Source organism: Hydrotalea sandarakina, assembly GCF_003254115.1.
GTDB classification, from domain to species: domain Bacteria; phylum Bacteroidota; class Bacteroidia; order Chitinophagales; family Chitinophagaceae; genus Hydrotalea; species Hydrotalea sandarakina.
The window spans coordinates 148,095-168,351 of sequence record NZ_QKZV01000005.1 but is presented as its reverse complement, the minus strand read 5'-3'; the positions used below and the strand labels follow the sequence as shown (position 1 = coordinate 168,351).

The 20,257-nt window shown below is 36.7% G+C and carries 12 protein-coding genes; 6 read left to right on the top strand and 6 right to left on the bottom strand.

Annotated features, from left to right (window positions below; genetic code table 11):
* Positions 1–17 precede the first annotated feature (17 nt).
* Entirely contained in the window at positions 18–776 is a 759-nt protein-coding gene (locus tag LX80_RS09095) for a CPBP family intramembrane glutamic endopeptidase (RefSeq protein WP_111295474.1), read from the top strand.
* Positions 777–838: 62 nt separating this feature from the next.
* Here the strand turns inward: LX80_RS09095 and mutL are convergent, their stop codons facing one another.
* Positions 839–2,683 carry a DNA mismatch repair endonuclease MutL gene (gene mutL / locus LX80_RS09090; RefSeq protein ID WP_111295472.1) on the bottom strand — a complete coding sequence of 615 codons (1,845 nt, stop codon included), beginning with the start codon at positions 2,681–2,683 and terminating at the stop codon, positions 839–841.
* A gap of 148 nt (positions 2,684–2,831) precedes the next feature.
* Between mutL and LX80_RS09085 the strand changes: the two genes are divergently transcribed.
* Positions 2,832–4,562 (top strand): M3 family oligoendopeptidase, encoded by a 1,731-nt coding sequence (locus LX80_RS09085; protein ID WP_245898026.1) that lies wholly within the window; start codon positions 2,832–2,834, stop codon positions 4,560–4,562.
* A gap of 73 nt (positions 4,563–4,635) precedes the next feature.
* Here the strand turns inward: LX80_RS09085 and LX80_RS09080 are convergent, their stop codons facing one another.
* From LX80_RS09080 to radA, 5 genes are all read right to left on the bottom strand, one after another.
* Positions 4,636–5,964 carry a PSP1 domain-containing protein gene (locus LX80_RS09080; RefSeq protein ID WP_111295687.1) on the bottom strand — a complete coding sequence of 443 codons (1,329 nt, stop codon included), beginning with the start codon at positions 5,962–5,964 and terminating at the stop codon, positions 4,636–4,638.
* Between the two features lie 307 nt (positions 5,965–6,271).
* On the bottom strand, positions 6,272–7,474 hold the full coding sequence (locus LX80_RS09075; protein WP_111295470.1) for a DNA polymerase III subunit: 1,203 nt from the start codon (positions 7,472–7,474) through the stop codon (positions 6,272–6,274).
* A gap of 67 nt (positions 7,475–7,541) precedes the next feature.
* Positions 7,542–8,075, bottom strand: a complete 534-nt coding sequence (locus LX80_RS09070) for a glutathione peroxidase (RefSeq protein WP_111295468.1) — start codon at positions 8,073–8,075, stop codon at positions 7,542–7,544.
* A 92-nt stretch (positions 8,076–8,167) separates the two neighbouring features.
* Entirely contained in the window at positions 8,168–8,869 is a 702-nt protein-coding gene (locus LX80_RS09065) for a ComF family protein (protein ID WP_111295466.1), read from the bottom strand.
* Between the two features lie 65 nt (positions 8,870–8,934).
* The gene (gene radA, locus LX80_RS09060; RefSeq protein WP_111295464.1) at positions 8,935–10,308 is read right to left on the bottom strand and encodes a DNA repair protein RadA; all 1,374 of its coding nucleotides are present in this window, start codon (positions 10,306–10,308) and stop codon (positions 8,935–8,937) included.
* A 676-nt stretch (positions 10,309–10,984) separates the two neighbouring features.
* On the opposite strand from radA, the gene LX80_RS09055 reads away from it, so the two are divergent.
* The 4 genes from LX80_RS09055 (at position 10,985) to LX80_RS09040 (ending at position 20,233) form a co-directional block, all read left to right on the top strand.
* A complete protein-coding gene (locus LX80_RS09055) occupies positions 10,985–14,164 on the top strand; it encodes a SusC/RagA family TonB-linked outer membrane protein (RefSeq protein ID WP_111295462.1) in 3,180 nt (1,059 codons plus the stop codon).
* 117 nt (positions 14,165–14,281) lie between these two features.
* On the top strand, positions 14,282–15,988 hold the full coding sequence (locus LX80_RS09050; RefSeq protein ID WP_170120423.1) for a SusD/RagB family nutrient-binding outer membrane lipoprotein: 1,707 nt from the start codon (positions 14,282–14,284) through the stop codon (positions 15,986–15,988).
* Positions 15,989–16,000: 12 nt separating this feature from the next.
* Positions 16,001–16,906, top strand: a complete 906-nt coding sequence (locus tag LX80_RS09045; protein ID WP_146250450.1) for a hypothetical protein — start codon at positions 16,001–16,003, stop codon at positions 16,904–16,906.
* 216 nt (positions 16,907–17,122) lie between these two features.
* On the top strand, positions 17,123–20,233 hold the full coding sequence (locus LX80_RS09040; protein WP_111295457.1) for a SusC/RagA family TonB-linked outer membrane protein: 3,111 nt from the start codon (positions 17,123–17,125) through the stop codon (positions 20,231–20,233).
* Positions 20,234–20,257: the final 24 nt, after the last annotated feature.

Sequence of the window (20,257 nt, the reverse complement as noted above, 5' to 3'; positions counted from 1 at the left end):
TTTTTCAAAAAAATTGCATGACGCTTAAATCATTTTTTTCATTTGCTGCAGGGTTTGTTGTGCTGTTTTTTTTATACCATTTTCCTGAATTTTTTAATTCCTTTTGGATTTCAGCTGTTTTTAAAACACTGGTATTAGTAGGTGCATATATTATTGCTCGTATGCAAGGATGGAAGGGATGGGAAGGGTATGGATTGGGTAAAATAAAACATCGTTGGTTGTTTTTGGTAATAGGGTTATGCATTGGTATTTTATTTTTTAGTTTATCGTGGTTGGCATCCATACTGTTTCAATTTGAAACAATAACGAAAATGCAGGTATGGCAACAATGGATGATGCAACTGCCTCAAATCATGCTCATTACTTTTATTCCTTCTTTAGCAGAAGATATATTAACTCGTGGTTATTGGTATGTTCATTTTTCATTTTTAAAGTCTTGGCATTGGGTATTGCTTTCGGCAATTGTTTTTGTGCTGAATCATATTTGGCGGTTGAATGATGGTTGGGCAGTTTTGAGTTATCTTTTTTTGTTAGGAATTGCTTTGGCCATTACTATCCGGCTTTCACATTCATTGTGGCCCGCATTAGGAATACATTGGGGGGCTAATTTAGCTTATCAAACAATTGCAAGTTTTATTACCACTGAGAATAGGGTAGAGCATGCAGGTAGCACTTGGTTATTGGCAGCCGCTTGGGCTTTGTTAGTTGTTGTATTATTATTGATGATGCAGAAAAAAGCATTTAGAAAAAGTTTTCATGAAACCTTTGTTTCATAACACATTTTTCAAGGAAGCAGTTAATTGTTTTCACTGCTGCTAATTTTCCAAAAATGGTGTAATTAATTTTTTCCAAACATTCTGTCTAAGTAATCTTCTTTAAATTCTAAAAAAGTGGGACTGCCATTAATGGTATAGTTAGGTGTTGCACACTGCAGCAAGTCGCTTATAAGTTGTTGCATTTCGCTTTGCGATAAAGTTTTGCCGGCCTTAATGGCTTGTTGGCGACTCATGCAACGGATTAATTTTTCACGTTTGCTGAATTTTACATCGCTGCTAAAATGTTTAAACTGTTCAATCAACAATTCAATGGCTAATTTTTCATTTCCTTGTACTACATCGGCAGGTGTTCCTTGTATCACAAAAGTATTATTGCCAAAAGCTTCTAATTGAAAACCAATTTTTAGCAACTCAGGTATCAATTCACTTAAAAGGGTAGCATCGGCTGCTGATAATTCAATAGTAGAAGGAAACATGCTTTGCTGCACCGGTATAGGTTTTAGGTGCATGGCTGTTTGAAATTTTTCGTACAATATGCGTTCATGTGCCAGTTGTTGGTGTAGTAATACAAAACCACTATCAGTGGGCACAATAATATAGGTTTGATGCAATTGCACTAAGGTTGCTTCGGGTAAAGGATTAAAGATGTGTTTTTTTTCTGGTGCCGGTTGCCATAAAGAGGTATCTGCGCCGCCAATATCAATAGGCAAAGCCTCAGTAGTTTCAAAAAATGACCGCCAGTTTTTTAATTCACTGTTCTTGTCTTTTTCAATAAAATGTGCCTGATGCTTTTGGGTAAAGGTTTTGTATAAGTTGGAAGCTTGGGTTTGTTGTTTTTGCTCTTGTGTCATTGGCTTACTAACGGCATCCAATTGCTGTATATCTGCATTCAAAGAAAAATCCAATGAAGGTGCAATACTAAATTGTGCCAATGCATGTTTTACTGCTGCTTGCACAAAAGCATAAATAATTTTTTCATCTTCAAACTTAATTTCCTGTTTAGTAGGGTGTACATTAATATCAACTTGTGAGGGGTCCACATCAATATACAATACATAAGTTGGATAACTGTCTTTCGCAATTAAATTTTCAAATGCAGCGCTTACAGCATGGTTTAAATAGGCGCTTTTAATAAAGCGATTATTTACAAAAAAATATTGATCGCCACGCGTTTTTTTGGCTGTATCCGGTTTTCCCACAAAGCCATACACGTTAAGATAGTCGGTTTCTTCTTTAACAGCAACTAATTTGGCGTTGTATTGATTACCCAAAACCTGCACTATTCGCTGTTTTAATGAACCCGCTTCCAAATGAAAAACTTCCTGACCGTTATGCGTTAAACTGAAAAATATTTGCGGAAATGCCATTGCTACTCGAATAAACTCATCAATAATATGACGCATTTCTGCAGCATTGCTTTTTAAAAAATTTCTTCGAGCCGGCACATTAAAAAACAAATTCTTCATGCTAATGCTGGTGCCCGGATTACAAGCACAAGGTTCTTGCTGTAACACTTTACTGTTTTCTATGCACAAATAAGTGCCAAATTCACTTTCGGGTTGGCGGGTTTTAATTTCAACTTGCGCTACAGCGGCAATGGAGGCCAATGCTTCGCCTCTAAAACCCATTGTTTTTATATGAAATAAATCATCAATGGCTCTGATTTTACTGGTGGCATGCCGTTCAAATGCCATACGTGCATCAGTTTCGCTCATACCACTGCCATTATCAATTACCTGAATTAAACTTTTGCCGGCATCTTGTACAATCAATTGAATTTTTGTTGCACCGGCATCTACGGCATTTTCCAACAATTCTTTTACGGCACTTCCGGGCCTTTGAATTACTTCACCGGCGGCTATTTGATTGGCAATATTATCGGGTAACAATTGTATTTTATCGCTCACAACACTTCAACATTTTGAAGCGGTAAAATTAAACTTTATTTAGCAGCCATCACCCATGTTTTTGGTACCTTTGTGCACCTTTTTATTAACAGGCTTTGTTGATTATAAAGCACTGGGTCATCAATTTTATCATTTAAACAATTTATGTATGCAGGAAACGATAGTTGCCAATGCAAATATTGAAAAGTTACCCCGCCATTTTTTACCCGCCGATTTTACGGTTACTACCTGGGAGTTATTAGAACCATATTTTGTAAACCTAAAAGAACGTTCCATTAATAATGTAGCTGAGTTGGAAGATTGGCTTCGCGATGTTAGTGAATTAGAAGCAGTAGTAAGTGAAGATGCCTGCTGGCGACAAATTAAAATGACTTGCGATACTACCAATCCTGCATTAGAAGAGGCTTACAATTTTTTTGTAATGGAAATTCAACCCAAAATTCAGCCTTATGCCGATGCGTTGAATAAAAAATTAATTAATTCACCCTTTGTTAATGAATTAGATCAAAAGCAATATTTCACCTACTTACGTTCCGTTAAGAAAAATATTGAGTTGTTTCGCGAAGCCAATATTCCCATTCAGGCTGAATTAGGAGTATTGCAACAACAATATGGGGTTATTGCCGGAAAAATGACGGTAGAAGTGGATGGCCGTGAATATACTTTGCAACAGGCTGCACAGTTTTTAGAAAGCAGTGATCGTTCTGTGCGGGAATCTGTTTATCGAAAAATTCAGGAAAGAAGGTTGCAAGATAAAGATGCCATGCATCAGTTATATAGTCAACTGATTCAAAAGCGCCATCAAGTGGCACTCAATGCAGGTTTTGCCAATTACCGCGATTATAAATTTGTTGAATTAGGTCGCTTTGACTATACAAAAGAAGATTGTTTTCAGTTTCACGAAGCAGTGAAATTACATGTGTTACCCATTGTCAATAAAATTTATGAAAAGAAAAGGCAACAATTGGGTTTAGATACTTTACGCCCTTGGGATACAGAAGCAGAACCGGCAGGTACACAACCGCTGCGACCATTTAAAACCGGAAAAGAATTACTGGAAAAAACAGAAGCTTGCTTTCGTAAAATGAATCCCTTTTTTGCGGATTGTTTAGTAAAAATGGATCAATTACACCACTTCGATTTAGAAAGTCGCAAAGGCAAAGCACCCGGCGGGTATAATTGTCCTTTAGCTGAAAGTGGCGCACCTTTTATTTTTATGAATGCTGCCGGACAAATGAGTGATGTTACTACTATGGTGCATGAGGGTGGACATGCCATTCACTCGTTTTTAGCACACCATTTACCTTTATCTGCATTTAAAGAATACCCCATGGAAATTGCAGAGGTTGCGAGTATGAGTATGGAACTATTTTCAATGAGCCATTGGGATACGTTCTTTGATAACGAGGCCGATTTGAAACGTGCAAAAGCACATCAGTTAGAACGTACCATTACTATTTTCCCTTGGATTGCTATTATTGATAAATTTCAACATTGGGTATACGAAAATCCAAACCATACTGTTGAAGAACGCACCGATAATTGGATGCGCATTTTAAAAGAGTTTTCAACTGATGCCATTGATTATACAGGTTTAGATGCTTACCGTGCTATTGGCTGGCAAAGACAATTGCATTTATTTGAAGTGCCATTTTATTATATTGAATATGGAATTGCACAATTGGGTGCTATTGGTTTATGGATGCAATACATACAAAACCCTGAGCAGGCTTTACAAAATTATATGCGTGCTTTAAGTTTAGGCGGCACCAAAACTTTACCTGAACTATATGCGGCTGCAGGTTTACAATTTAATTTGTCGCCGGCGCATATTAAAACTTTAATGGAATTTGTGGATGCACAAATGGAAGCATTGTAGTATTCAACTATTCGTAAAATAAAAAAGAGGCACGTTTTTCAAACTGCCTCTTTTTTTAGTTTAAAGAATCAATCTATGCATTATCCTTTCCTTTAGGCAAATTAGGTTTATTAACGGGCTTGCCTTGCTGTTGAGGTCTGTTGCGATTATCGTTTTTATTATTGTTATTATTACGTTGTCTATTATCGCTACGGTTGTTATTATTGTTGCCGCGATTTCTGTTATCGTTGTTATTGGGTTGCCGCTGTTCATTGCTGCGGTTATCGCGGTTATCACGATTGTCGCGACGTTGTTCACCTTTGTTACGCTTATTGGTTTTTTCTAAGCTCTTTAAAGTAATTTGTCCAACAACATCTACAAATTGTGGTTCTATAGCTTTCGGTTTTCCGCTTACTACATCAACCGGTTCCAAATCATCAGGTAAAATATTTTGCGCATTCATTCGCTTTATTTCTTTTACCCGCTCAATGGTAAGTGGATAGTATTTACTTCCCCCTTCCATCATATACCACATCAAATTTTTAAAAATATCTTTTTTAATTAAAACGGCATTGCCTTTAGTAGTTTGCAACGTGTCAACATTTTCCGGAAAATGTTGTAATGCATCCAAATACGTATCCAATTCATAATTCAAACAGCATTTTAAACGACCACACTGACCGCTTAATTTGGTTTGATTAATAGATAAGTTTTGGTAACGAGCAGCAGTTGTATTAACACTTTTAAAATCTTGCAACCAGGTACTGCAACAAAGTTCGCGGCCGCAACTGCCAATGCCGCCCACTTTTGCAGCTTCTTGGCGAATGCCTATTTGCCGCATTTCAACTTTTAGTTTAAACTCAGCGGCATATAATTTAATTAGTTCTCTAAAATCAACCCTATCTTCCGCAGTATAAAAAAAAGTAGCTTTTTTGCCATCGGCTTGTATTTCTACTTCACTCAACTTCATTTGTAAATTCAATTGCCTGGCCAATTCGCGGCTGCGAGCTTGTACTGCAGGTTCGCGATCTTTTTGATAATGATAGCTTTCTAAATCGCGTTCTGTGCTGCGGCGAAGAACTTTTTTTATATCGGGGTTCATTTCATCAACCCCCTTCTTTTTTAATTGCAAGCGCACCAATTCGCCTGTAAGGCTAACTTCACCCACATCAAAACCGGCAACCCCTTCAACAGTTACGTATTCCCCCTTTTCAAATTGCTGTAGGGAAGTATTTCTAAAAAACTCTTTTCTGCTGCCTTGTTTAAAGCTTACTTCAATTATTTTACAATCGGCATCGCTAAAAGTTAATGGCAGGTTTTGAAGCCAGTCATACACATTTAACCGATTGCAACCGCCGGTACTGCAACCGCCATTACTTTTGCAACCGCCTGGTTTTTTGGTGCCACATGATCCACATCCCATTATGTCGTTTTCATTTAAAAGTTCAACTAAATAAAATACCGTAGAAAACTGAGCGTAGGAGGGGTATGTTACCAACAGCAGTTCCCTGTTCAACGCCTGTTGTGTCACTCACTTCAACGTTCAGAACAATAGTGAGCTATGGCGTTCCTATACATTGGTAAGGCCTGATAAAATTATATAAGTACATCAAATACATCAGGTACAAATGCTATTTACCCTTCACACCTATCCACACAGGAAAAAAGGTACAACCCCACAATTTTCAGTTCTACAAATTCAAAAATAGGAAATTTATTGGCAATAGTGTTTAAACATGTAGGGTTACCTTGTTTTGAATAATAAATTGAAGCTTTATGGTTAAGGCCATAAACAACATTTTGGCATTGGCATTTCTTTCAATATAGTAAATGGCATTATCTAATTCATTTACAATGGCCTGCTGTTGACTAACGGAAGCAATTTTATTAAGCCTTTGTGCAAAATCTGCTTCAGCAGGTAAGTAATGCATGGCTTCTGTTCCCAATAACCTTATGTGTAAGCTTTCTTCCAATAAGTGTATGAAATATCGTAAAAACTGTTTTTGTTTTTCTCGCCCCGCCTTGGCAATTTCTTCCACAAACTTTAATTGCATACTTGGGCCGGCTTTTAAGGTGGCATTCAACCATTCTCTAAGCAAACTTTGCCAATCTGCGGCAGTATCTTGTATCATTTGTAAAGCCTCACGATAATTGCCTTCGCAAACTGCCGCAATTTGTGCTGCGGTTGTTTGAGCTAAGCCGGCTTTTTGTACCAATGCATTTTCTATGTCATGCTTGTCTATCATGGGTACCCGAATTACCTGACAACGGCTAACAATGGTAGGCAATACGCCATCTTCTTGTTCGGCTACTAAAATAAACAATGTGTTGGCGGGTGGTTCTTCTATTAATTTTAATAATTTATTGCCTTCTTTGCCTAAGTATTCTGGCATCCACAACACCAAAACCTTGTATGCGCTTTCAAAACTTTTTAAATTTAGTTTGCGCATAATATCGTTACACTCTTCAGCAGTTATATTGCCTTGCTTATTTTCTGCACCAATAAATTGTAACCAATCATACACATTTCCATAAGGATATAATTTTACAAACTCTTTCCACTCAGCAAAATAATCGGTGCTAATAGGTTTGTCGCCACTTTTTTTGGGTATTACCGGGTAGGAAAAATGTAAATCGGGATGCATGAATTGAATAGCTCTATGAAAGGCCGGCAATGTTGTAATATCATCCGGACTAATCCATTTATTGGTGTTGCTTAAAGGGGCAGGTTCGCCAAATAAATCCATCGCATTGCTTTGTGCGTTTTGTGCAGGTTGACTCACTACCCATTGTGCAAATGCAATGGCTAAAGGCAGTGCACCTGTTCCTTCTTTTCCTACCATTAATAATGCATGGCCCAGCCTATTTTGCTGCACCATGGTTATGAGTTGTTGCTTTAAATCTGATTGTCCAATTACATCTTTCAGTTCCATGATGGGTACAAAATAAAAGGAAGATGCTTAAACAACATCTTCCTTTGCAAAATATTTCCGAGTGGCGTTAATTTAGATATTTTAAAATTTCAGGACTATCGGGTGTAACAGTACTTGGGAAATAAGCTAATAATTTCCCATGCTCATCAATTAAAAATTTGTTGAAGTTCCAGGTAATGGTGGCATCTAATACCCCGTTTTCTGATTTATTGCATAACCATTTATATACGGGTGAAATGTTAGGACCTTTTACATCAACTTTTTCAGCTAAAGGAAAGGTAACACCGTAATTTTTTTTGCAGAATTGAACAATTTCATCACTGCTTCCGGGCTCTTGATTACCGAACTGATTGCAGGGAAATCCAACTACAACCAGTTTGTCTTTATATTTTTCATAGAGTTTTTCCAAAGCTTCATACTGTGGAGTAAATCCACACTTAGATGCGGTATTCACTATTAAAATTTTTTTGCCTTCATATTTGGCAAAATCAATGGTGCCAACGTTAATAGAAGGAACTTTGAATTGATAAATGGTGTTACTTTTCATTGTTGTAAATGAGGTTAAAGCAACTATAGCTGCAATGGTGAACAAATACTTCATGGTTAAAAGTTTTTGGTTTTAGATAATGCAAAAAACAATAACGGAAATTACTAACAATTGTTGGGGTTGAATGTTTAATTTTTTAATAAAACCTATAAAAGTGTATAGGCTACTGTAGCAATTTGCACGGACGCTACCGGAACCGATAAAAGAGCATTACTACAAGCCTCTAATGTTGCACCGGTTGTAATTACATCATCCACCAACAAAATATTCTGTTGTTTTAATATTTCAGGTTCAATAATAGTAAAAGCGTCATTCATGTTTTCCCAACGTTGAACCCTGTTTTTTTGCGTTTGTGTATGTGTATACTTATTACGAACAATGACATTCGTATAAACCGGTTTTTGTAAAACTTCCGCTATACCTTTGGCAATGCAAGTTGATTGATTGTAACCTCGTAATTTTTCTTTTTTAGGATGCAAGGGTAATGGAATAATGGCATCAATAGGTTGAAAGCGTTTGGAAATATTAAGTTGATGGCCTATTTGTTGCCCCAACCAAATACCAACATCTTGCCGACCTTTATATTTTAATTGAAACAATAATTGTTGTACAAGTGATTGTTTGGTAAAATAAAATGCAGCCGCTGCTGCATCAATAGCAACTCTGCCATAAAAGCTTTGTTCAACGGGATTGTCGGCTGCTTCAAAAAAACCGGTACGGGGTAATTGCATTAAGCATTCGGTACATAAAAATTGTTCCGGCATAATATCAGCATTGCATCCCATGCAAGTGTGCGGAAAAAATAAATGAACAAAATTTGTCCAATAATCTTTTACAATCGTCAACATGCTTTAAAAATAAAACAAATATGCTTTATGCGGCACAAATGAATTTTTATGAATGAAAGCGTTGATTAAAAAAGTTGTTGATAAAGTTCTTGCACTTCGCTTAAAGCAACAATTTCAATACTGTATTTTTTGGGCTGAATAGCTTTTTGATTATAACGTGAAACAAAAATTTTTTCAAATCCCAATTTTTCAGCTTCGGCAATACGTTGCTCAATACGGTTTACTGCTCTTATTTCACCGTTCAATCCTACTTCTCCTGCAAAGCAGATGTGCGCCGGTAAGGGAATATCTTCATATGAGGATAGTAAAGCAGCAATTAAAGCTAAATCAATAGAGGGATCTTCAACTTTTAATCCGCCTGCAATGTTGATGAATACATCTTTAGTGCCAAATAAAAAACCGCCTCGTTTTTCTAATACAGCCAGCAATAATTGTAATCGTCTTAAATCAAATCCACTGACTGTTCTTTGTGGTGTACCATAAACGCTTTGTGTAACCAAAGCCTGCACTTCAATTAGTAAAGGCCTTATGCCTTCAACGGTTGCAGCTATGGCACTTCCGCTTAATGTATGTTCGCGTTGTGTTAATAAAATTTCAGAAGGATTGGATACTTCTTTCATGCCGTCTCCTGTCATTTCATAAATACCCAATTCAGAAGTACTGCCAAAACGATTTTTCAATGTGCGAAGTATGCGATAAGTATAGTGGCGGTCGCCTTCAAATTGTAAAACAGCATCAACAATATGTTCTAAAATTTTGGGGCCTGCAATGGTGCCATCTTTCGTAATGTGACCAATTAAAAATACAGGTGTATTGGTTTCTTTAGCAAAGCGTTGAAATTCGGCAGTGCATTCCCGTATTTGCGATATACTGCCGGCACCTGCATCAATTAAATTCGATTGCAAAGTTTGAACAGAATCGACAATAACTAATTGTGGTTGCAATTTTTTTATTTCATTAAATATGGATTGCGTAGTTGTTTCTGTTAATAAATAAAAGGAAGGATGTTTTAACTGAATACGGTTGGCACGCATTTTAATTTGTTGTTCACTTTCTTCTCCACTAATGTATAGTACCGTTAAGTTTTGTAATGATAAACCAATTTGTAAAAACAAAGTGCTTTTGCCTATGCCCGGTTCACCGGCTACCAATACTATACTTCCTGGTACAATACCACCGCCCAAAACCCTATTTAGTTCATTGTTAGCAGTAATAATGCGTTCTTGTTCATTCGGATTAACCTCATCTAACGCTATTGCCTTGTTGTTGGTAGTTTGTTTGCTACCGTAATTTTGCCAATTTAGTTCAGGTTGATTATTTTTTTGAATTACTTCCTCAATAAAGGTGTTCCAATTATTGCAACTGGGACATTTGCCTAACCATTTTGCGCTTTCATAACCACAGTTGCTACAAAAAAATGCTGTTTTTATCTTACTCATCTTATTTCAAAGTTAATGGGCTGTAATTATTTGGTGCAATAAAATGTATGGTAACGTTTAACAAATGCGTATCTATTTTATACATCAATATGTCTATATCGTTTTGATTGTTGCATTTGAAATTTTAAGTCAAATACAAATTTTTAAGTAACAAGCTATTTTTAAAAAGAAAGATGGTTGATAGTGTGTTTGCTTAATGCTTTTTTTTACTGATAACATTTTATAAAACAGATACAGATGATTGGAGAATTCGTGGTAAATATTCGCTTCAATATTAACGCAAAAGGGCCAGCAATAAAGCCGACCCTTTTACTTACTAACCCATTAAATTCCACCACTAAATTACAATAATGGGGCAGATGGCAAAATATTTTTTGATGAAAAAGCCCTAAAACTTACCCACATACAAAAAAGCACCGGACGGGTGCAATTTTGGCATAAAGCCAAAATGTAATACGACATAATGACTTTTTAATTTTACAATTAAAAAAAGCTGAATGTTAATTAAATGTTATTCGTAAAAACTTGCTAAGCATTGCAATTACACGCAAAAAGAAAAGATTATGAGATTTTGAAAAAATATTTGTTAATTTTTTTGGTTTAAAATTAACAAATAAGTAATTTGAACGGCAATATAACGTGATAAACGGAATTAATTCACCAAAACTACAGCAACATGAGAAAAAAACTATTGATGGTTTTTTCTGCCCTTTTGCTACTTTTTGCGGGTGTATATGCCCAAACAGTAACAATTTCGGGTAAAGTATTAGACGATAAAGGCAAGCCAATAGATGGCGCCTCTATTGTTGACAAAAAAACAAAACAAGGCACTTCTACCGATGCCGAAGGTAATTTTAAGCTGAACATTAAAGAAGGTTCAGTCATTCAAATTTCAAGTGTTGGTTTTGCAAAACGCGAAATGACAGTTCGGGGTAATGAAACTTTGAACATTACTTTAGTACCCGAAAATCAGGATTTAAGTGAAGTGGTAGTTACCGCTTTAGGTATTAAACGCGAAAAGAAAGCGTTAGGTTATGCGGTTTCAACTGTTGGTAAAGATGAATTGGAATTAAGGCCGGAAGGAGATATAGGTCGTGTTCTTTCCGGTAAAGCTCCCGGTTTAAATATTTTAAACACTACAGGTTTAAGTGGAAGTGGAACTAACATTAACATTCGTGGTATAAGTACAATTACCGGAAATTCGGTTCCTTTATTTATTGTTGACGGTGTTCCTTTTGATGGTGGAACCAATTCAAACCAAAACTTTACTTATGGTATTGGTACTTCCAGCCGTTTCTTAGATATTGACCCCAACAATATTGAAAGTGTAAGTGTATTGAAAGGTTTGAGTGCTACTACCTTATATGGAGAGGCCGGTCGCAACGGTGTAATCTTAATTACTACTAAAAATGGTTCAACCCAAAAGGTTAGAAAAAAATCAGAAATTACTGTTTCCCAATCTGTATTTGCTACACAAGCTATTTTACCTGAATATAATACCAAATATGGTGGTGGTTTCGACTTAAGTGTGGGAATTGCTTACTTCAGTAACTGGGGTGGTGCATTTACCAATCCGCCTTTGGTTGTTACCCATCCTTATGACAAACCTTCTTTAAATGCCATCTTCCCTCAATTTAAAGGAGCACCATACTATTATAAATATTATAACAGCGTTCCCAGGTTTTTTAGAACCGGCATGATGAATAATACTTCAGTAAATGCCAGTGGTTCTTCAGGTGCATTGAATTATAATGTAAGCTATAGCTATACAGATGATCAGGGGTATTTGCAGAACAATGGTATGCAAAAAAATAATTTTGGATTTGGCGGTACAGCTAAGCTAACTAATAACATTACTGTAAGTGCTACCATTAATTATGTTTCAACCAATGTAAAAGCACCACCAACCAGCGATAGTTATGGTAATAATGCTACCAACTCTTCTATTTTCGGTAACGTAATGTACACCCCAACTGCAGTTGACTTAATGGGTTTACCTTATGAGTTACCTACTGACCATTCTTCTATATACTATAGAAACAGTAATGACATTCAGAACCCCAGATGGACTTTATACAATGCATTTACACAGGATAATGTGAGCAGGGTTTTCGGACAAATTTCTACTACTTATGAGTTTAATAAATTCTGGCATTTAACTTATAGGGTAGGTTTAGATAATTATTCTGAATATCAGGCATATGCTCAAAACAAAGGCGGTTTATACTTGAATACGGGATTTTTTAGAAGTTCAGTAGCTTACAATACCATTTGGGACCATACAGCTTTATTGAATTTTAATAAAAACCTGAATTCCAATTTCTCTTTCAACTTAGATGCCGGTGCTAACTCAAGAAGATATATCTTCTCTCAAACCGGTCAGTCAAGTTCACAACAGTTGGTATATGGAATATTCAATCATGCCAATTTTGTAACACACGACGTATATAGTGAAAGTGGTGCACCTTTGAACTATGATCAACAAACACTTTCTCTTGGTTTATTTGCCCAAGGTACATTAGGTTATAAAGAATATGCTTTCTTAACAGTTGGTGGAAGAAACAGCTGGTTTTCAACCGTAGAAAAACCCAATAGAAGTATATTCTATCCCAGCGTAAGTTTGGCCTATATTCCTACTTCAGCAATTGAAAGTTTAAAGGGTAATAAAACAGTGAACTACCTGAAATTGAGGGTGGGTTATTCAACCAGTGCTAATCCGCCATCACCTTATTCAACAAGGGCATATTTAAATACCGTTACTCGTGCATTTGTTACCAATGGTGGTACAACAGTTAGTACCAACTCTAACTCAACCTTGTTGCCTAATCCTAATATAAAACCTGAATTGTTACGCGAAATAGAAACAGGTGCTGAAGGTCGCTTCTTCGATAATCGCTTAACAATGGATTTGACTTTATATTACAGAATAGCCAAAGATCAAATCTTATTCCGTTCACTTGACCCATCAACAGGATTTACCAGCGAGCAGGTAAATGGTGGTAAAGTTGTTAACAAGGGAATTGAGTTATCATTGGGTTATAATGTTATTCGCGGTAAAAACTGGAAATGGGATTTAACTGCGTTATATACGCTTAACCGCAGCATGGTTTCTGAAATACCCGCAGATATTAAATTTATTAACACTGCCGGATATTCAAATTTTGGAACTATTGCAGAGAATGGACAACCCTTAGGAGTAATTCTTGGAAGTTATTGGGTAAGAGACCCCAAGTCAGGTCAAAGAATTGTTGACCCAACCTCCGGTGACTATATCATTTCTAATGATGTTGGCATTATCGGTGACCCAACACCTCTGTATAAATTAACCGGTATCTCTAACTTGTCTTATAAAGCTTTCAGCTTTAGAATGCAGTGGGATTATACAGCCGGCGGTCAAATGTTCTCTTCAACTGCCAGTGCATTGTTGGGAAGAGGTGTTACCAAGGATACTGAATTTGACAGAGCTGCACCTTACATTTTACCCGGTGTAGATCCTAATGGTAATCCGAATAAAGTACAAATTACAGCTTCACAAGCTTACTTTGACAATTCAGTTACCAATGCAGGTGCTATTGCCCCTTATGAAACAGGTATTTATGATGCCACCTGTATTCGTTTAAGAGAAGCTTCATTAACTTATAATTTGCCCGGAAAGTATTTAACAAAAACTCCTTTTGGAGCGGTGTCATTAACTTTTTCCGGAACCAACCTTTGGTACTATGCACCTAACTTCCCTAAGTATGTGCACTTTGATCCCGATGCAAGTGGTTTGGGTGTAGGTAATGGTAGAGGTATGGAGTTTTTAAGTGGCCCTTCAGCCCGCAGATTTGGTGCTAGTTTAAGAGTTACTTTTTAATGCATAAATTCATAACAAATGACTTTTAAACGTAATCATATAAGCAAAACACCCCATAATGACAGTAATGTTACTGTTCAACATATGGTGCATTTTGTAACTACAAAACTTATTCACATGAAAAAAATATTAATCATATGTTCGGTAGCGTGGTTAATGGTCGGGCTATCTGCTTGTAATAAACAGTTCGATCCGCTATTGAATAATCCCAATTATCCATCACCATCTACTGCTGATGTTGACCTATATTTAAATGCGGTACAATTAAATTTTGTCAATTTTTTTGAAGGTGTATCTACTTATGGTGCTCAATTAAGCCGGCAGCAGTTTTGGGGTGGTCCTCAATACAGCAACGCTTACCAACCGGCAACTTTTGATGGTATATGGACTACTGCTTATACGGGTGTATTATCAAATGCCAATTCTTTAATACCACTTGCAGAAGCACAACAAAAGTATATACAGGCCGGTATTGCTAAAGTGTTAAAAGCTTATACAATCTGTACTTTGGTAGACGTATTTGGTGATGTGCCTTATTCTGAAGCCAATTTGGGCGATGCAAACACGAATCCGCATGTTGATGCCAGTGCCACTATTTATGCCAATGGTTTAGCTTTATTAGATAGTGCAATTGCTGATTTTAATAAAACCGGTGCAGTGAAAGTGCCAAGTGATTTGTTTTACAATGGTAGTGCATCAAAATGGATAACATTAGCCAATACATTAAAACTGAAATATTACATGCAAACTCGTTTGGTAGATAATACCGTTCCTGCTAAAATTCAGGCTTTAATGACTACCAACAATTTAATTAACAGTGCATCTCAAGATTTTGCCTTTCAATATGGAAAGAATTTAGCATCACCCGATAGCCGTAATCCTCATTATGGCAATAACTATGTAAATTCAGGTGGCCCCGGTGATTATTTGTCTAACTACTTCATGTGGAAAGTAACCGCTCAAAAATACAATGGGTCTGTAACATTACTAAACAGTCCTGCTTCTACCGTTGGTGATCCTCGTGCCAGATTTTATTTTTATCGCCAGGTGTTAAATTCTGCAAGCTTTACTCAAACTACAGTTCCTTGTGCTTACTTGCCTAACCCTCCCGCTTGGTATCCTTCCGTTCCTGACCAAACACCATTCTGTTATGTAGGAAAAGGATATTTCGGGCGTGATTTTGGTGACAATAGCGGTAGTTCTCCTGATGGTAATTTTAGAACTACTTGGGGTATTTATCCTGCAGGTGGTGAATTTGATCAAAATCAGGCAGCAAGCGTAACTCTTGGTATGGGATCAGGTGGAAATGGTATTAGCCCCATTTGGTTATCTTCTTACACCTATTTCTTGGAGGCAGAAGCAGCCTTAACCTTGGGAATTACAGTGAATGGAACTCCCGACCAATTATTGGCACAAGGCATAAATGCGTCTATTAGTAAGGTAATTAATTTCCCTACTGCTATTGGTTATAATATTCCTTCCAACTATATGCCTACCACTACACAAGTTAGTAACTATGTTAATAGTGTATTAACCAATTATGCCGCAGCCAATACCGCAGGTAAACTTGATATTATTGAAAGCGAATACTACATTGCTTTGTGGGGTAATGGTGTAGAACCTTACAATAATATCAGAAGAACAGGCAGCCCTAAAGATGTACAAATTGCCGTGGCTACACCAACCCCCGGATTCTTTATGCGCTCTTTCTTCTATCCGTCTGTATTTGTTAACCGAAATCAAAATGCTCCTGCACAAAAAACTCCGGGTGTAGCAGCCAATAAAGTATTCTGGGATAATAATCCTGATAATTTTATTAAATAAAAAATATTTATTATGAAAAGAATAATATATTTGTTGTTGGTCGCCTCACTACTACTCAACTCTACTGCCTGTAAAAAAACGGGAGCAGATGTAAATCCATTGTCGGATATTACTACCATGAGTATTGGCACCTATTTAGTATTGGATAGTGTGGTGAATTTAAATTTAAATTCAACTTCAATCACTACCTCTACAGCTTCCATCATTGTGTCTCAATATAAAGGTGGCCAGCCCATTGATCATATTGATTTATTTGTTGCTACAACACCTACTTATGATACCACCAAGTGGAAAAAAGTGAAAACTATACCTTATGCAGGAAAAGGGACTACTATAAGTGTTAATGGTCAGGAGTTGGCCAATGCATTAGGTATAGCACCCACTTCTATTGCACCCGGAACTTCGTATTATTTTTATAATAGATCTGTAACTAAATCAGGTAGCTTTTGGGATGTATCTAATACAGGGTATGCTAATGATGCAACCAATTTAATTGCAGGTTCTAATTATAATTCTGCATTTTCATTTACTGTAAACATTGTTTGTCCTTTTGTTGCACCAATGGGCGGAACTTATATGGTGGTTGAAGATGATTGGCAAGATTGGAATCCCGGTGATCTTGTTACCGTAACAGATGGTCCCGGCACAAATCAGTTAAACATTAGCCAGGTATATCCTAATCCTGCTTATGGTACTTCTGTACAGCCACTATATATTAATGTTGATCCGGCTACTGGTGTTGCCACCATTCCGGCAGGTATCAACTTCGCTAATTATAGTGGTGTTATTGCATCAACCCTATCAGGTGGCGGTGGTAACGTATTTTCATGTACAGGTGTAATTTCCGTTAAAGTTCATATTAACTATGGATCATATGGTGATCAAGGATTTTTCAAATTAATACTTCAAAAACAATAAATTTTATAAGGTTTTTGCTTTTTTCTCTCGTGTTTTAATTTTCTATTCAATTCCGGGCGGTATTCTTATCGCCCGTTTTTTTTTAATTTTCTCTAAGCCATTCTTACTGAATTTAAGCCATTATTAAATTTTAATTCAACAAATTAACGCTTATTAAATGTTTTTTTTTAGCTTGCCTGCCTGGCAAGAAATTCTTAGACAACTAAACAAACATTTATGAGAAAAAAGCTGCTGCTCATTTTGAGCGCTATGTTGTTGCTGTTCGCACAGCTAAATGCGCAAAGCACCGTTACGGTTACCGGTACTATTACCGATCAGCAAGATGGAAAACCACTTTCCGGTGTTACGATTAAAGCTAAAGGCTCAAATGCGGCCACTTCTACCAATGCCGAAGGACAGTTTAAAATTGTAGTTCCCAAATCGGTATCCATTTTAGAAATTAGTTATGTAGGCTATCGTGACATGGCTGTTCATATAACCGGCCAACATTTAACCATTAAAATGGCCGAAGCTGATAAAAGCTTAAATGAAATTGTAGTTGTAGGTTATGGAACCAAACTAAAAAAGGATGTATTAGGTTCTGTATCAACCGTAACTGCTAAGGAAATGGCAAACACCCCGGCCACCAGTTTTGAAAGTGCTATTCAAGGCCGAGCTGCCGGTGTGTATGTTTCTCAACAAAACGGTAAATTAGGGCAAGCCATTAATGTGAAAATTCGCGGTGCCTCTTCTGTTTCTGCAGGAAATGAACCCTTGTATGTGGTAGATGGTATTCCTATTACAACTACCGATTTATCCAGCACCTCTGCCGCTACAAATGCATTGGCCGATTTGAACATGAATGATATTGAATCTATTCAAATTTTAAAAGACGCTTCTTCCACTGCAATATATGGTGCCAGTGCTTCCAATGGTGTAGTGTTGATTACTACTAAAAAAGGAAAAATGGGCACTTCACGTATCGATTTTAACTATTATACCGGTAACCAAGAACCCACCGGTAAGCGCCAATTTTTGAATGCTAAACAATATGTTGACTATTTTACACAAGCTGCTTTAGGTGCTGCCAATCAAGATTATTTGGCCGGCTACTATTCAACTTTACAAGCGGCTCAACAAGATTATTTAAATTACGTAAATAGCCGTTTTACTCGTTATTCTGCAGGAAATAACGATTGGCAAACAGCTAAAGTGAATACTAATTGGCAAGATTTAGCTTTTCAAAATGCACCCATTTCTGAATATGATTTGAATATTTCAGGTGGCGATGCTAAAACTAAATTTTATGTTTCAGGCCAATATTTAGACCAAACCGGTATTTTGGTTCGGAATGCTTATAAGCGCTATTCCGGAAGAGCTAATTTAGAACATAAAGTGAAAGACTGGTTAACTGCAGGCATCAATTTGGCTTTTGCTCGTTCATTAAATAGTCGTGTATCTAATGATAATGCTTTTTCTACACCTTTACAAATAGTAGCATTGTCACCCATTACTCCTTTAATTGATCCTCGTACCGGTTTAATTAGTGGTGCTTTGGATCCTAATACGGGTGCACCCAATACCAATTATCCCGTTTACTACAATCCATTATTAAGTGTAATTGATGGGTTTTATAACACATTGGTAAATAGAACTTTTGGAACATTTTATGCCACCGCTAATTTAATGAAGGGATTAAACTTTCACACAGATTTTGGTGTTGACCAGCTGAATCAGTTTGAAGAAAATTATTATGGTCGTCTTACAGCTCGTAATATTGGAGTGCCCAATGGTAGTGGTTTTTATGGTACAACCCAGGTTTTGAATTTAACCACCAATAACTACTTTAACTATCATGCTAACTTCAAGCAAAAGCACGATTTAGATGTTATTTTAGGGATGAGTTATACTGATCGTACTTATGATTTTAGTAGTGCTGCCGGCGAACAATTCCCCAGTGATGCTTATAAAAAATTATCAAGTGCTGCTTCTAAAACTGATGCTAGTTCTTCTTCAACTTCCAGCACCCTTATTTCTTATTTTTCACGTGTTAACTACAAATTCAATAATAAATATTTATTGTCTGTTACCGGTCGTTATGATGGGTCATCTCGCTTTGGTGTAAATAATCGTTACGGCTTGTTCTTAGGTGCTTCTGCAGGATGGGTGTTAACCGAAGAAGACTTTTTAAAAGATGTAAAATGGTTGAGTTTCTTAAAGTTGAAAGCGGGTTATGCCGGTAATGGTAATGATCGTATTCCTGATTTTGCTGCTCGTGGATTGTATTCCGGTAATGCACCTTATGGTGGTCAACCCGGTCAACATCCTACGCAAATTGCAAATCCCGACTTAAAATGGGAAACCACTTATGGAACAGATATTGGTATTGAAGCCAGTTTGTTTAATAATCGTGTAAGTGTGGAAATAGATTACTATAGCCGCGATACTCGTGACTTATTATTAAATCAGGAAGTGCCCGGTACCAGCGGCTTTGCAACACAATTAAGAAATATTGGTCGCTTAAAAAATACAGGTATAGAATTTACCATTAATACAACGAATATCTCTACCAAAAACTTTAGATGGACTACCTCATTAAATTTTGGTGCCAATAAAAATGTTGTTACCAACTTAGGTGGACAATTATTAGGAACCGGTGTAAATAAAGCCATGGAAGGACAACCTTTAGGTGTTTTTGTGGCTCGCGAATTTGCTGGAGCTGACCCTAATAACGGAGATGCATTATACGTTAAAAATACCGTTAAGCAAGATGGCAGTTTAGATAAAACTACTACGAACGATTATAATGAAGCTGCCGATGTAGTAATTGGTAGCCCTATTCCTAAATTTATTTATGGATTTGGAAACACCTTTACTTTCAAAGGGTTTGATGTAGATGTTTTATTGCAAGGTGTATATGGCAATAAAATCTATAATGGAGGTGGCCAATATATGTCTGCCAGTGGAAGTAATGGTTTCGACAATCAAACAATTGATCAGTTAGCAGCTTGGAAACAACCCGGTGATAAAACAATGGTGCCTGAAGCAAGATTGTTCTATGCCAATGGAACTGATCCTTCCAGTCGTTATATTTCTGATGGATCTTATTTAAGAGTAAAAGCAGTTACTATTGGTTACAATTTGCCTGCACAATTAATTCGGAAAATTAAACTGGAAAGACTACGTGTTTATGTTCGCGCACAAAACCTATTTACAATAACCAAATACAAAGGTTGGGATCCTGAAGTTACGGCCGATTTTTTAGCCAGCAACATTAATCAGGGTATTGATTTTTACTCTGCTCCTCAATTAAAAACTTTGGTATTTGGTGTAAACATTGGTTTATAAAAAATGACGATAATTCATTCATTA